Source organism: Streptomyces odontomachi (assembly GCF_024435355.1).
GTDB classification, from domain to species: domain Bacteria; phylum Actinomycetota; class Actinomycetes; order Streptomycetales; family Streptomycetaceae; genus Streptomyces; species Streptomyces odontomachi.
The window spans coordinates 181065-194770 of the sequence record NZ_JAMJWG010000012.1 but is presented as its reverse complement, the minus strand read 5'-3'; the positions used below and the strand labels follow the sequence as shown (position 1 = coordinate 194770).

Sequence of the window (13706 nt, the reverse complement as noted above, 5' to 3'; positions counted from 1 at the left end):
CGGTGAGCGGCGGATGCCGCAGCGTCGCACTTCCGAGGGGGGTGCAGTAGGGCGTCAGGCCGCCGGCAGGCCGTGCATGGTGTGGGCGGCCGTGCCACCCGCGGCCATGCCCGCGCTGCCCGCCGCGCCACCGGCCATCCGCTGGGCGGCGGTCACGGGGCTGCCAGCCGTGCCGTCGGCGGTCCGCGTGACCTCCTTCGAGGCCGAGTCGACCACGCCGGTGGGTGCGTGGTCGAGGGTGCTCAGTCCGACCGGCGTCGACATCTCGGGCAGCACCGTGGCGCTCGCGGAGCCCGCCGCACCGATCACGGGAGCCGCGCCCGCCGCGACGAGCAGCGCGGTGCGGGCGATCCGGCGGGTCAGGGGGAGGGACATGTTGCTCCTTACGGCGGAGGGAACGGTGACCTGTCCGGCGTACTCGGACGCCGTGACTACCGCTCGATCACCGCGAAGGTTGCGGTGGGCGGAGGTAAAGAGTCCGCAATGCGGAGGCCGGCCGGGCGCGGGCCGCGAGCTCGGGAACCTCGTCGCAGCGGATGGCTGCGGAATCCTTCCCTCCGGGTGTTCCCAAGGCCGCCGGACGGACCGTCCGTACCCGCGCGCCCGGAGTCGCCGACCTCGTGGCACCGAAGCCGCCATCCCTCGTTCGAAGGGGAGATCGCACGGGCGTCCGGTGCCTGGCCTCGGCGTCGTCACCGGGCCCCGAACGGATGAAACGCGGACGGTGACGGTGATGGCGACCCTGGACCGCGGCGCACCCGCGGTCAGCGTGCCGTGACGATGACGACCCGGTCGGAGCCTGCGGAACGCGAGCCGTCCTTGCCCTCACCGTGGGCGGCGTGCCATGCGTCGCCGGACGACGCGGACCAGTCGTGGCCGGCGTAAGCGACACGCTCGATGTGCAGTCCGGACGAGTTGGCGACCGCCCAGTGCGCCAGCTCCCAACCGCGCTGCTCGGTGTCCGGACCGGCCGAGCCGGCCGCCGCACGGACCGGCACGGTCACCGTGCGCGAGGCCTCCCCGCGGCTCGCGGCACGATCCGCCGCAGCCGGTTCGTGCCCCGCCGGGTCCGCCGGCGCCGTCGACCCGCCCACCGGCACCTCGGAGGCCGTCGAGGTGAGCACGTCGCCGCCGAAGTCGTGGACGAGCGCCTTGCGCACCTTCGCCGGGTCACCCGGTCCCGAACCGGAGCCGCCCTCGCAGGTCAGCGTGGCGGCGGCGCGGCCGGTGAGGGCGGCGGCCAGCAGCGTGGCGTCCGGCTCGTGCTTCGCGTACGCCTGCGGATAGGCGCTGTGCTGCACGCGCTGCGCGGCGACCGTCAGCGGCAGCCGTGAGTAGCCCGGCACCTTGGCCAGGTGCTCGTAGAACCGCCCGGCCGCGTACGCCGGGTCCATGATCTGCTCGGCGGTACCCCAGCCCTGCGAGGGGCGCTGCTGGAACAGGCCGAGCGAATCGCGGTCGCCGTGGTCCAGATTGCGCAGGCCCGACTCCTGGATGGCGGTCGCGAGCGCGATGGTCACCGCACGCTCCGGCATCCCGCGCGAGGTGCCCACCACCGCGATGGTGGCGGCGTCGGCCGCCTGCTCGGGCGCGAAGCGGAACACCGCGCCGTCGCCCTTCCCGGAGACGACGGTGCAGCGGCCCGGAGCCCTGCTGCCCTCGGGGCCGTACCGCACCGCCAGGTAGATCGCGAGCGCCAGCAGCACCGCGAGACCCACCCCGGTACGGAGCAGCCGGCCGGACAGGGAGGGTGCGGGGGGTTTGGGACGCGCGGACACGCGTCCACGGTACTGGAGCTTCACCAGGGCGAACTCACGTCCGTGCACGCTCCGGTGGACATGGTGGTATCGGCTCGCACGCGGGGTCTCGGGGGCGCCCGGTGGCTTCCCGCGTCGGGCCGGTGGCTGCGCGCGCCTGGCCGGCTGCTGCGCGCGTTAGGGTCGTCGGCATGGACGCCACCTCCCTCGACCTCACGCTCGATGCCGCTGAGCTCACCGCGCGGCTCGTCGACTTCCCTTCGGTGAGCGGCAGCGAGCAGCCGCTTGCCGACGCGGTCGAGGCGGCGCTGCGCACCCTGCCGCACCTCACCGTCGACCGGCACGGCAACAACGTGGTGGCCCGCACCCACCTCGGCCGCCCCGATCGAGTGGTGCTCGCCGGCCACCTCGACACCGTGCCGATCGCCGACAACGTGCCCTCCAGGCTCGACGAGAACGGCATCCTGTGGGGCTGCGGCACCTCCGACATGAAGTCCGGTGTCGCCGTCCAGCTGCGGATCGCCGCCACCGTGCCGGCGCCCAACCGCGACCTCACCTTCGTCTTCTACGACAACGAGGAGGTCGCGGCGGACCTCAACGGCCTCGGCCATGTGGCCACCGCCCACCCGGACTGGCTCGCCGGCGACTTCGCCGTGCTGCTGGAGCCCTCCGACGGACTCGTCGAGGGCGGCTGCCAGGGCACGCTGCGGGTGCTGCTGCGCACCGCGGGGGAGCGGGCGCACTCGGCGCGCGCCTGGATGGGCTCCAACGCCATCCACGCCGCCGCACCGATCCTGAACCGGCTCGCCGCCTACGAGCCGCGCCGGCCCGTCATCGACGGCCTCGAGTACCGGGAGGGCATGAACGCCGTGCGCATCGAGGGCGGTGTGGCCGGCAACGTCATCCCGGACGCCTGTACGGTCACCGTCAACTTCCGGTACGCCCCCGACCGCTCCGAGGGCGATGCCCTGGCCCACGTCCGCAAGGTGTTCGCGGACTGCGGCGTCACCGAGTTCGTGGTCGACGACCACAACGGCGGTGCGCTCCCCGGCCTCGGCCACCCGGCCGCCGCGGCGTTCGTGGCGGCGATCGGCGGCACCCCGCAGCCCAAGTTCGGCTGGACCGACGTCGCCCGCTTCAGCGAGCTCGGCGTCCCCGCCGTGAACTACGGACCCGGCAATCCGCTGCTCGCCCACAAGCGTGACGAGCACGTCGACACCGCCCGGATCCTGGCCTGCGAGGAACGGCTGCGCACCTGGCTGAGCGCCTGACCCGAGCGGGGGCCGGTGCCGCAGGCCGACTACGGCGTATGCCCACGGCGCACGCCCGCGTGTCGGCGGCTCGCTCACCCGCTCCGCGCCCGCCGGTGGTCATGCGTTTCTCGCAGGTCATCCGGAGTTCCGGTGCAGGCCACGTCCATGGATCTACGCTGAAGAGGCCTTGAGTCTGAAGCGGAAGGGGACGTCTATGGGCAGTCCGGAAGCAGGTGGCCCACCTGGCGAGCAGTACCTGGGACCCGTGGTCCGCAGGCGGGAGCAGGTCCAGCCGGGCACCACGGACCAGCGGCTGCTGGACACCGAGGGTGACTCGGAGTGGGTGCACACCGACCCGTGGCGCGTCATGCGCATCCAGTCCGAGTTCGTGGAGGGCTTCGGCGCCCTGGCGGAACTTCCCAGCGCGATCAGCGTCTTCGGGTCGGCCCGCACGCCACCGGGGTCCGACGAGTACGAGGCCGGGGTCAGGATCGGCCGTGCGCTGGTCGAGGCCGGTTTCGCGGTGATCACGGGCGGCGGCCCCGGCGCCATGGAGGCGGCCAACAAGGGCGCGCGCGAGGGCAAGGGCATCTCCGTCGGCCTCGGTATCGAGCTGCCCTTCGAGCAGGGGCTCAACCCGCACGTCGACTTCGGCATGAACTTCCGGTACTTCTTCGTCCGCAAGACCATGTTCGTGAAGTACGCGCAGGGCTTCGTGGTCCTGCCGGGCGGCCTGGGCACCCTGGACGAGCTCTTCGAGGCGCTCACCCTCGTCCAGACCCGCAAGGTCACCCGCTTCCCGATCGTCCTGTTCGGGTCCGCGTACTGGGGCGGCCTGGTCGACTGGCTGCGCGGCACGGTGGTCGCCCAGGGCAAGGCGTCCGAGAAGGACCTGCTGCTCTTCCACGTCACGGACGACGTCGACGAGGCGGTGGCCCTGGTGTCCAAGGAGGTCTCCGGCTAGGCGGTCCCGCCGACGTTCGCTGCGGTGCACCGTGCCCCGCAAGGGGCACGGGGACGGGGGCTTCAGGAGGGGGCGCGCACCGTCAGGCGAGCCCCCGGCGGGCCACCGCCGGCGGTCGGTGGCCCGCGATGGACGCGACCATGTCGAGCACCTGCCGCGTCTCCGCCACCTCGTGCACCCGGTACACCCGCGCGCCCAGCCACGCCGAGACGGCCGTCGTCGTCAGCGTGCCCAGCAACCGCTCCTTGACCGGGCGGTCGAGCGTCTCGCCGACGAAGTCCTTGTTGGAGAGCGACACCAGTACCGGCCAGCCCGTGGCGGTCATCTCGTCGAGCCGCCGGGTCGCCTCCAGGCTGTGCCGGGTGTTCTTGCCGAAGTCGTGCCCCGGGTCGATCAGCACCGACGCACGGGGCACACCCAGCGCCACCGCCCGCTCGGCGAGCCCCACGGTCACCTCGAGGATGTCGGCCATCACGTCCTGGAACGCCACCCGGTGCGGCCGGGTACGCGGCTCGGCACCGCCCGCGTGCGTGCAGACCAGACCCGCCCCGTGCCGCGCGGCGACCTCGGCGAGCTTCGGGTCGACCCCGCCCCACGCGTCGTTCAGCAGGTCGGCGCCGGCCGCGCAGACCGCCTCGCCCACCTCGTGCCGCCAGGTGTCCACGCTGATGATCACGTCCGGGAACCTGCGGCGGACCTCGGCCACGAAACCGACCGTGCGACGCGCCTCCTCCTCGGCCGTCACCGCCTCGCCCGGACCCGCCTTGACCCCGCCCACGTCGATGATGGCGGCACCCTCCGACACCGCCTGCTCGACCCGTGCCAGCGCGGGCTCGTCACGGAACGTGGCGCCCTGGTCGTAGAACGAGTCCGGGGTCCGGTTCACGATCGCCATGATCACCGGCTCGTGCGGGCCGAACTCCCGGCCGCCCAGCCGGAGCGTCCCCTGCGGTGTGCCCTCTGACATCCCCAGAGGCCTCCTTCTTGCTGCTGTGGGCCGACCACGCCGTCTTGTCGCTGATATGGGCCGCTCAGGTCATCCGACCGATCATGCCATCCGGCCGTCCGTGTCCCTAGGGCCTGTCCGGCGGATCAGGCCGCATTCGGGTGGCGGCCACCTTTCGGCCCAGATGGGCGTGCCAGACCCCGCGACCGCGGCAAGATCCGCCGGACAGGGCCTGACTGTCGGTGCGGCATGGCACGATCGGAGGCGACGGTTCGCAGGGACGGACCGTCGGCAGCCGAGTGTGGGGGCCCTGGGAGTAATGGTCGTGTTCTTGTTCCTGGTCGTCGCCCTTGTGGTGGTCGTCGCCGCGGTGACGCTGGCCGCAGTGGGCGGCGGTGACGGCGCAGCGCTGCCCGAGGCGGCACCCGAGCAGTGGACGGACCCGCTGCCCTGGGACCGCCCGCTGTGCCGTGACGACGTCGAGGCGCTGCGCCTGCCGACCGCGCTGCGCGGCTACCGCATGGCCGAGGTCGACGAGACGCTCGGCCGGCTCGGCGCCGAGCTGGAAGAGCGTGACGCCCGCATCGCCCACCTCGAGGCGATGCTCAGGCCCGCGCCGGCAGCCCCACCGCCGGCCACCCTGGGCGGCTACCCCTCACCCGCCCCCGGCTACCCGACGGCACCGCCGAGCGGCTACCCGATGTCGAACGGCGAGATGCCGGGGGACCCCCGATGAGCGCGGACGACACACCGACGAACGGCGCCGCGGTGGCCGGGTCCGACGGCGTCCTGCGCTGCCCGTGGGCCCTGTCCACCGAGGACTACGCGGTCTACCACGACGAGGAGTGGGGTCGTCCCGTGCACGGCGACGACGCGCTCTACGAACGGCTCTCCCTGGAGGCGTTCCAGTCGGGCCTGTCCTGGATCACCATCCTCAGGCGCCGGGAGGGCTTCCGCGCCGCCTTCGCCGACTTCAAGATCGCGTCCGTGGCCACCTTCACCGAGGCCGACCGCACCCGGCTGCTCGCCGACCCCGGCATCATCCGCAACCGCGCCAAGGTCGACGCGACGCTCGCCAACGCCCGGGAGCTCGCCGAGTGGTCCCCGGGCGAGCTCGACGAGCTGATCTGGTCCTACGCCCCCGACCCGGCCGCGCGCCCCGCCCCGCGCAGCATCGGCGACGTGCCGGCGACCACCGACGAGTCCACCGCCCTGTCCAAGGCGCTGAAGAAGCGCGGCATCCGCTTCGTCGGCCCGACCACGGCGTATGCGTTGATGCAGGCGTGCGGGTTGGTCGACGACCACCTGGTCGGCTGCGCGGCGCGCGGGCGGTGGGCCGCTGACCGGTGAGGTCCGCGCCCGCCGGGGTCGCGTGGGCTGCCGTGTGCCGGCGTGCGCTGGCTGAGACTGCCGACCCGGGTAGGACTACCGACCCAGGTAGCGGGGCCGGCGCTTGTCCACGAAAGCCTGGACGGCGATCGTGTGGTCCTCGGAGGCACCCGCACGCGCCTGCAACTCCGCCTCCTTGGCCAGGGTCTCCTCCAGCGAGTGGGCGGCCGCAAAGGCGACGGACTCCTTGAGCGCCGCATAGGCGAGCGTCGGGCCCTCGGCGAGCGCCCGGGCCGCGCGCCCCGCCTCGGCCGCCAGGTCGGCGGCGGGCACCACCCGGCTGGCGATGCCCAGCTCGTACGCCTCCTGGGCGGTGATGCTCCGCGGGAAGAGCAGCAGATCGGCGGCGCGCCCCGGGCCCACCACCCGCTGGAGCGTCCACGACAGTCCGGAGTCGGCGGTCAGCGCCACGCCGGCGAACGCGGTCGTGAAGCTCGCCGTGTCCGCGACGACGCGGTAGTCGGCGGCCAGGGCGAAGCCGAAGCCCGCGCCCGCCGCGACCCCGTTCACGGCCGCCACCACCGGCTTCGGCATGCCGGCCAGGGCGCGCACGATCGGGTTGTAGTGCTCGGGCACCGTGTTCATGACGCTCGCGCGTGCCTCGCCGCCGCTGGTCTCGCGCGCCGCTGCCAGCAGGCCGATGTGCTCCTTGAGGTCCTGGCCGACGCAGAACGCCCGATCCCCGGCCGCGGTCAGCAGCACCGCACGCACCGCCTCGTCGGCCGCCGCCGCCTCGACCGCGTCGCGCAGCGCGTTCTTGGCCTCGATGTCCATCGCGTTCATCGCACGGGGGCGGTTCAGCGTGATGGTGGCGAGAGAATCGTTCACCTCGTACAGCACAGAATCGGCCATGACGGTCCTTTCGAGCTATCGAATCGATCCGCGGGGGGTGGCCCCAGGAACGCGTGGTCCCACGGCGGCACGGGTGTCGTGCCCTTTACCGGCCCTACCCAGGGGCTTACCCGGGGCTTACCCGGGACAGCATGACCCAGGTCACCTTCGGCGACGCAGGGCCGACATGTGACCTGCGTCAAAGCGTGTCACCGCGGTCGGACGGTGCGAAAAGCACCGGGAACGGGGCTCCTGGTATCCGTTGCGACCACATCGCCGAATTGAGTGGTTTTGCGGAAGCGCGTTGCCTAAGCGATGCCGAACGATGTTGTTCATCGGGTCCTGCGATGCGGGATAATGGCCAGGAAGCAATGTGTTCGATGCCGGTGACGCCTGTCCGTGACGGGCAGTGCGCGCCCTGCTAGGGGCCGTCGGCTGAGATGAGCTGGTTTCAGGAAGGGGAACGAGCATGGCGGCCATGAAGCCGCGGACGGGCGACGGCCCGCTCGAGGTGACCAAGGAGGGGCGGGGCATCGTCATGCGCGTTCCGCTCGAAGGCGGCGGTCGGCTTGTCGTCGAGTTGACCCCGGACGAGGCCGACGCCTTGGGCGACGCCCTAAAGAAGGTCGTCGGCTGACGCGGAGCGGCCGAGAACCCTCCAGTGCCCCGGTGCCGCGCGCACCGGGGCACTGGTGTCAACGGGAGCCACCTCCGGCAGGGCAGGGCCCTCGGGTAGCCGTGTGATCAGCGCTTGACCGCGCAGAGCAGTCCGTCCCCCATCGGCAACAGCGAGGTCACCAGCTCGGTGCTCTCCCTGACCGCCCGCACCAGCTCCCGCAGCCGCACCACCTCTGCGGGCTGCGGCCCCGAGTCGACCGTGCGGCCGCCCGCGAAGATCCCCTCGAAGCAGACCAGCCCACCTGGCCGCAACAGCCGCAACGATTCGTCCAGATAGTCCAGGCACTCCATCCGGTCGCCGTCGCAGAAGACGAGGTCGTAGCCGCTGTCCGCGAGCCTCGGCAGCACGTCCAGGGCGCGGCCCGGGATGAACCGTGCGCGATTGCTCGCGAAGCCCGCGGCACGGAAGGCCTGCCGGGCGAACTGCTGGCGCTCCGGCTCGGGGTCGACCGTCGTCAGGACGCCGTCCGCACGCATGCCGTGCAGCAGATGGATTCCGGAGACGCCGGTGCCGGTGCCGATCTCGGCGACCGCCTTCGCGTCCGCCGCGGCGGCGAGCAGGCGCAACGCGGCGCCCGTGCTGGGTGACACCGGGCGCAGCCCCGCGTCCCGGGCCCGGTCGCGGGCCCAGCGCAGCGCGTCGTCCTCGGCGACAAAGGCGTCGGCGAACGCCCAGCTCGTCTGCCCGTTGCCGGTAATGACCCTCTCCCGTCCCCTTAGTGGCCTGGCCGTGACTGTATCCTCCCCCGCCCCCGGCCGCGGTCGGACAGGAGGTGCCCTCGCGGACCGGGAACCCGCCGGTCGGACCGGACGTTCTACTGAGCGGGGACACCCTTGCGGAGGGCCTCAGGGCGCGTCCGCGGGGGACGAGGCAGGAAGGCGGGCGGGGGAATGCAGGATGCCGAGAGCGCGGAGACGGACGGGGAGACGGTAAGGGCGCACAGCGCCAACCTCGGAAGGGCGGCGGTGGGCTGGGGGCACCTCCCATGCCCTCAAGGCAGTGGGGGAGGGAGGGCGAGGCGGCCGCAGTGCGTAACGGAAAGCCGACAGGCAAATCTCGGTAAAAACACTTATCCGGAGCTAACGGGCGAGGTGGTTATGGTAGGGGCTCTACTGGACACCGCCAGAGCCGATAGGGGAGGTGCGGCTACGACTGGCGACCGGAGGGGAGTGCTACGGCGACTCCTCGGGACGTCAGATGAGCCGAGATCCGTGACCAAGAACGCTGACCGTTTCCACTCCACCGAATCCGCACAGACCGCGACCTTTGCCGCCGACGCGGACTCGCAGGCGTGGACGCCTCCCACCTGGGAGGAGATCGTCAGCACGCACAGCGGCCGGGTCTACCGCCTCGCCTACCGACTCACCGGTAACCAGCACGACGCCGAAGACCTCACCCAGGAAGTCTTCGTCCGCGTCTTCCGCTCGCTGTCGACCTACACCCCCGGCACCTTCGAGGGCTGGCTGCACCGCATCACGACCAACCTCTTCCTGGACATGGTCCGCCGCAAGCAGCGCATCCGCTTCGACCAGCTCGGAGAGGACGCCGCGGAGCGGCTGCCCAGCCGCGAGCCATCCCCGCAGCAGATCTTCCAGGACACCCACTTCGACGCGGACGTCCAGCAGGCGCTCGACACCCTGGCGCCCGAGTTCCGCGCCGCCGTCGTGCTCTGCGACATCGAGGGCCTGTCGTACGAGGAGATCGCCGCCACCCTCGGCGTCAAGCTGGGCACGGTCCGCAGTCGTATCCACCGCGGCCGTTCACAGCTGCGCAAGGCCCTCTCGCACCGGTCGCCTGAAGCCCGTGCCGAGCGTCGGGGGCTCGCCACCGTCAGCCCCGCATCCGGAGGGGGCGCCAGCGCGTGAGTGGATCACAGCCGACACCCGTCGAACAGCATCTCGGCGACCGGCTCGCCGCCCTGGTGGACGGCGAACTCGGTCATGACGCCCGTGAGCGGGTCCTCGCGCACCTCGCGACCTGCCCGAAGTGCAAGGCCGAGGCCGACGCGCAGCGGCGCCTCAAGAGTGTCTTCGCCGAGACGGCACCACCGCCGCCCTCCGCAAGCCTGCTCGCCCGCCTCCAAGGCCTGCCCGCCGGTGACGGCGACGCCGGCGACGACTCCGACCCGTTTCGCGGCGAGGGACTCGGCGGCACCGGCGTCTTCCGGATGACCGGCGACGCCGCAGCAAGGCTGCCGCTCCGCCCGAAGCCGCGCGCCCCCTTCGGCTACGGCCCGTCCGGTCCCCACACCCCTGTGCTCCCCGACAGCGAGCGCGGCTTCCGTATCCACGACGTGAGCCGGCAGGAAGCGGAGCGCTCCGCCGCATCACGCGGCCGACGCTTCGCCTTCGTGGCCGCCGGTGCCGTCTCGCTGGCCGCCATGGCGCTCGGGGGGCTCTCCACCGGCGTACCCACAGCCGCCGGCAGCACGGGAGGCGCAGTGCCGAGCAATGCCACGCCGCTGCGCACCGTCGGACCCGCCGCGGCGGCCGACGCTGCGCGCCGCAGGAACGGTACGTCCGTGGCACGCAGCGCAGACAGCCGCGGCACGCTCCCGCAATCGGTCACCCCGATCGCGGCCAACGCCCCCCTGCTCCCCAGCGTCCCCACACCCCACGGCGGAGCCGCGGCGTCCTCCGAGATCCCCGTCACCTCATTCGGCGCCGCCCCCTACGCCCCCCTGATACAGGCGACCCCCACGTCCACCAGCACGCCATACGCGTCCTGGGTCACGGACACGGCCACTCCGTAGACCTGGAGCGGGGCTGCGGCCCGAGCACCGTGCCCCGGCCCCGAAGCCCCGAGCCCGAGTCCGGGCACGGGCACGGGCCGGAGCACGCCACCGCGGCACGGTAAGCGCCCGGGCCCACCGCGTCGAACCCTCGGTGACGTTCCCGTACCAAGATCCGGAGCGGCGGGGCGCTGGCGCGCCGGTGAGCCATCGCGCCAAAGACCCGGAGTTCCGAAGCCCCGAAGCCCCGAAGGGCCCGTGAGCCAGACGGCCAGAGGGACGGGACGTCGAAGCCCGAAGGGCCGGAGCCCCGGTGCGCCAGTGAGCCGGCGCGTCAAAGCCCTCAAACGCCGGAGCCTCGAAGACCCGGAGCCCCGCAGCGCCGAAGACTCCGAGCGCCCCCACTCCTCACCCCAGGGCCGAAACCTCCTCACCCCAGGGCCGAACCCGCTCACCCCAAGGCCGAATCCACCAAGCCGTTTCGACTTTCGCCGCCAAGAGGTCCGACCAATTTGTCGATTCGCCGTCGAATTCGACACCCGTCGCGGCCCGCGGTCCGACCCGGTTCGACCCCGTGCCCGCACCCCGGTCCCGCCCGGGCGAATCGCCGCCGCCCCTGGTGCGACCAGGCAGAACAACAACCTCCCGGGAATTCAAGTCCCTTGGGTTTCCATGGCCCGACCAACCGGCTAGCATCCACCGTTGAACATGCTATGGGAGCGCTCCCATTCCTGATTGGTCTGGAGAATCGGACGGCTCGGAGAGGAAGAGACCCATGCGAAGGAGACCCGTCGGTGCGCTGACGGCAACATTGGCGGTGGTTGCCGCCTGCCTCGTGGGCCTGGTGGCCACGCCCACCACCGCGGCATCGGCCGCGGCGGCGACGCCCAAGGGGGCAGCGGCCTCGGCGACCGCAGCGGATGCCGCGTACACGTGGAAGAACGTGCGGATCGACGGGGGCGGATTCGTTCCCGGCATCGTGTTCAACCAGAAGGAGCCCGACCTGGTCTACGCGCGGACCGACGTCGGCGGCGCCTACCGCTGGGACGAGTCCGGCAAGCAGTGGAAGCCGCTGCTCGACTGGGTGGACTGGGACCACTGGGGCTGGACCGGCGTGGCGAGCCTGGCCAGCGACCCCGTGAACCCGGACAACGTCTACGCGGCCGTCGGCAGTTACACCAATGACTGGGACCCCGGCAACGGCGCCATCCTGCGCTCCGGCGACCGTGGCGACAGCTGGAAGTCCACCACGCTGCCGTTCAAGATCGGCGGCAATATGCCCGGCCGGGGCATGGGTGAGCGCCTGGCCGTCGACCCGAACGACGACAAGGTCCTGTACTTCGGTGCCCCCAGCGGCAAGGGCCTGTGGAGGAGCACCGACTCGGGCGCGACCTGGTCCCAGGTGGCCAACTTCCCCAACGTGGGCAACTACGCGCAGGACCCGAGCGACACCACCGGTTACGCCAGCGACAACCAGGGCGTGATCTGGGTGACGTTCGACAAGAGCTCCGGCACTGCGTCCAGCGGCGCCACCAAGACCTTCTACGTGGGCGTCGCGGACAAGCAGAACACCGTCTACCGCACCACCGACGGCGGTTCGAGCTGGGAGCGGATCGCCGGGCAGCCCACCGGCTACATCGCCCACAAGGGCGTCCTGGACGAGAAGAACGGCTATCTGTACCTGGCCACGAGCGACACCGGCGGCCCGTACGACGGTGCCAAGGGCGAGGTGTGGCGCTACGCCACGGCCACCGGCGAGTGGACCAACGTCAGCCCGGCGACCGGCGACGACGACTACTACGGGTTCAGCGGCCTGAGCGTGGACCGGCAGCACCCCGGCACCCTGATGGCCACCGGCTACAGCTCCTGGTGGCCGGACACCCTGATCTGGCGGAGCACCGACAACGGTGCGACCTGGACCCAGGCGTGGAACTGGACGAGCTACCCGGACCGCAGCTTCCGCTACACCCTCGACACCTCCTCGGTGCCCTGGCTGTCCTTCGGCGCCAACCCGCAGCCGCCCGAGACCACGCCGAAGCTCGGCTGGATGACGGAGTCGCTGGAGATCGACCCGTTCGACTCCAACCGGATGATGTACGGGACCGGTGCCACCCTGTTCGGCACCGAGAACCTCACCACCTGGGACAGCGGCGGGAAGATCACCATCAAGCCGATGGTGAAGGGACTCGAGGAGACCGCGGTCCAGGACCTCATCAGCCCGCCGTCCGGCGCCCCGCTGATCAGCGCCCTCGGCGACATCGGCGGCTTCGTGCACAAGGACCTGGACACCGTCCCGTCCCTGATGTTCACGCAGCCGACGCTGGACTCCACCACCAGCCTCGACTACGCCGAGTCCACCCCCGCGACCATCGTGCGGGTCGGCAACTCCGACGACACCGCCGTGCACCGCATCGGGTTCTCCACCGACGGCGGCAACAACTGGTGGCAGGGCAGCGAGCCGTCCGGCGTGACCGGCGGCGGCACCGTCGCCATCGCGGCCAACGCCAGTGCGGTGGTGTGGAGCCCGGAGGGCACCGGCGTCTACCGCTCCACCGACTACGGCAGCTCCTGGACGGCCGCCAGCGGCATCCCGAACGGAGCCACGGTGGAGGCCGACCGGACCGACGCGTCCGTGTTCTACGGCTTCAGCGCCGGAAAGTTCTACGTCAGCACCAACGGTGGCGCGAGCTTCACCGCCACGTCCGCGTCCGGCCTCCCGTCGAGCGGCAAGGTGCGCATGACGGCCGTTCCCGGCACGGCGGGTGACGTCTGGCTGGCCGGCGGCGCGGACGACGCCACCTACGGCCTGTGGCACTCCACCGACTCCGGGGCCACGTTCACCAAGGTCAGCGGGGTGGACGCGGCGGACGCCATCGGCCTGGGCAAGGCGGCACCCGGCAAGACCTATCCGGCGCTCTACACCAGCGCCAAGATCGGCGGCGTGCGCGGCATCTTCCGCTCCGACGACGCCGGCGCGACCTGGCAGCGCATCAACGACGACCAGCACCAGTGGGGCTGGACCGGCGCCGCCATCACCGGAGACCCGCGCGTGTACGGGCGGGTGTACGTCGCGACCAACGGCCGCGGCATCCAGTACGGCGACATCGCGGGCTGAGTTCCTGTCACCGCGAGGTGGTCACACCGACCGTGTGACCC

Annotated in this window: 13 protein-coding genes; 8 read left to right on the top strand and 5 right to left on the bottom strand. The window is 72.0% G+C overall.

Annotated elements, in window-relative coordinates:
- Positions 1–54 precede the first annotated feature (54 nt).
- Entirely contained in the window at positions 55–375 is a 321-nt protein-coding gene (locus tag NQO67_RS24325) for an ATP-binding protein (RefSeq protein ID WP_308295695.1), read from the bottom strand.
- A gap of 389 nt (positions 376–764) precedes the next feature.
- On the bottom strand, positions 765–1778 hold the full coding sequence (locus NQO67_RS24320; RefSeq protein ID WP_255952338.1) for a heavy metal transporter: 1014 nt from the start codon (positions 1776–1778) through the stop codon (positions 765–767).
- A gap of 170 nt (positions 1779–1948) precedes the next feature.
- On the opposite strand from NQO67_RS24320, the gene dapE reads away from it, so the two are divergent.
- On the top strand, positions 1949–3028 hold the full coding sequence (dapE, locus tag NQO67_RS24315) for a succinyl-diaminopimelate desuccinylase (protein WP_255952337.1): 1080 nt from the start codon (positions 1949–1951) through the stop codon (positions 3026–3028).
- Between the two features lie 196 nt (positions 3029–3224).
- A complete protein-coding gene (locus NQO67_RS24310) occupies positions 3225–3974 on the top strand; it encodes an LOG family protein (RefSeq protein ID WP_255952335.1) in 750 nt (249 codons plus the stop codon).
- Between the two features lie 82 nt (positions 3975–4056).
- On the opposite strand, the gene folP is transcribed toward NQO67_RS24310, so the two are convergent.
- Positions 4057–4941, bottom strand: coding sequence for a dihydropteroate synthase (folP, locus tag NQO67_RS24305; protein ID WP_255952334.1), 885 nt, complete (start codon positions 4939–4941; stop codon positions 4057–4059).
- Between the two features lie 298 nt (positions 4942–5239).
- Between folP and NQO67_RS24300 the strand changes: the two genes are divergently transcribed.
- Both NQO67_RS24300 and NQO67_RS24295 read left to right on the top strand, forming a co-directional pair.
- Positions 5240–5656, top strand: coding sequence for a DivIVA domain-containing protein (locus NQO67_RS24300; protein ID WP_255952333.1), 417 nt, complete (start codon positions 5240–5242; stop codon positions 5654–5656).
- Positions 5653–6270, top strand: coding sequence for a DNA-3-methyladenine glycosylase I (locus tag NQO67_RS24295; RefSeq protein WP_255952332.1), 618 nt, complete (start codon positions 5653–5655; stop codon positions 6268–6270). Before NQO67_RS24300 ends, NQO67_RS24295 begins: the two co-directional genes overlap by 4 nt.
- A gap of 75 nt (positions 6271–6345) precedes the next feature.
- Here the strand turns inward: NQO67_RS24295 and chcB are convergent, their stop codons facing one another.
- The gene (gene chcB, locus NQO67_RS24290; RefSeq protein WP_255952327.1) at positions 6346–7161 is read right to left on the bottom strand and encodes a 2-cyclohexenylcarbonyl CoA isomerase; all 816 of its coding nucleotides are present in this window, start codon (positions 7159–7161) and stop codon (positions 6346–6348) included.
- 448 nt (positions 7162–7609) lie between these two features.
- On the opposite strand from chcB, the gene NQO67_RS24285 reads away from it, so the two are divergent.
- Complete coding sequence (locus tag NQO67_RS24285) at positions 7610–7777, top strand: DUF3117 domain-containing protein (protein WP_003966491.1); 168 nt, start codon at positions 7610–7612, stop codon at positions 7775–7777.
- A 107-nt stretch (positions 7778–7884) separates the two neighbouring features.
- Here NQO67_RS24285 and NQO67_RS24280 read toward each other — a convergent pair whose 3' ends face one another.
- Positions 7885–8517 (bottom strand): O-methyltransferase, encoded by a 633-nt coding sequence (locus tag NQO67_RS24280; protein WP_255952440.1) that lies wholly within the window; start codon positions 8515–8517, stop codon positions 7885–7887.
- A gap of 471 nt (positions 8518–8988) precedes the next feature.
- Between NQO67_RS24280 and sigE the strand changes: the two genes are divergently transcribed.
- The 3 genes from sigE to NQO67_RS24265 all read left to right on the top strand — a co-directional run bounded on the left by sigE (position 8989) and on the right by NQO67_RS24265 (position 13665).
- Positions 8989–9684, top strand: a complete 696-nt coding sequence (gene sigE / locus NQO67_RS24275; RefSeq protein ID WP_255952326.1) for an RNA polymerase sigma factor SigE — start codon at positions 8989–8991, stop codon at positions 9682–9684.
- Positions 9681–10571 carry an anti-sigma factor family protein gene (locus tag NQO67_RS24270; protein WP_255952325.1) on the top strand — a complete coding sequence of 297 codons (891 nt, stop codon included), beginning with the start codon at positions 9681–9683 and terminating at the stop codon, positions 10569–10571. The genes sigE and NQO67_RS24270 overlap by 4 nt, the downstream gene beginning before the upstream one ends.
- Before the next feature lie 754 nt (positions 10572–11325).
- On the top strand, positions 11326–13665 hold the full coding sequence (locus NQO67_RS24265; RefSeq protein WP_255952324.1) for a WD40/YVTN/BNR-like repeat-containing protein: 2340 nt from the start codon (positions 11326–11328) through the stop codon (positions 13663–13665).
- Positions 13666–13706: the final 41 nt, after the last annotated feature.

Bases quoted from the DNA above. Each gene is read 5' to 3' on its own strand.
- NQO67_RS24325 (WP_308295695.1), bottom strand. From the start codon at position 375: ATGTCCCTCCCCCTGACCCGCCGGATCGCCCGCACCGCGCTGCTCGTC.
- dapE (WP_255952337.1), top strand. From the start codon at position 1,949: ATGGACGCCACCTCCCTCGACCTCACGCTCGATGCCGCTGAGCTCACC.
- NQO67_RS24310 (WP_255952335.1), top strand. From the start codon at position 3,225: ATGGGCAGTCCGGAAGCAGGTGGCCCACCTGGCGAGCAGTACCTGGGA.
- folP (WP_255952334.1), bottom strand. From the start codon at position 4,941: ATGTCAGAGGGCACACCGCAGGGGACGCTCCGGCTGGGCGGCCGGGAG.
- NQO67_RS24300 (WP_255952333.1), top strand. From the start codon at position 5,240: ATGGTCGTGTTCTTGTTCCTGGTCGTCGCCCTTGTGGTGGTCGTCGCC.
- NQO67_RS24295 (WP_255952332.1), top strand. From the start codon at position 5,653: ATGAGCGCGGACGACACACCGACGAACGGCGCCGCGGTGGCCGGGTCC.
- chcB (WP_255952327.1), bottom strand. From the start codon at position 7,161: ATGGCCGATTCTGTGCTGTACGAGGTGAACGATTCTCTCGCCACCATC.
- NQO67_RS24285 (WP_003966491.1), top strand. From the start codon at position 7,610: ATGGCGGCCATGAAGCCGCGGACGGGCGACGGCCCGCTCGAGGTGACC.
- NQO67_RS24265 (WP_255952324.1), top strand. From the start codon at position 11,326: ATGCGAAGGAGACCCGTCGGTGCGCTGACGGCAACATTGGCGGTGGTT.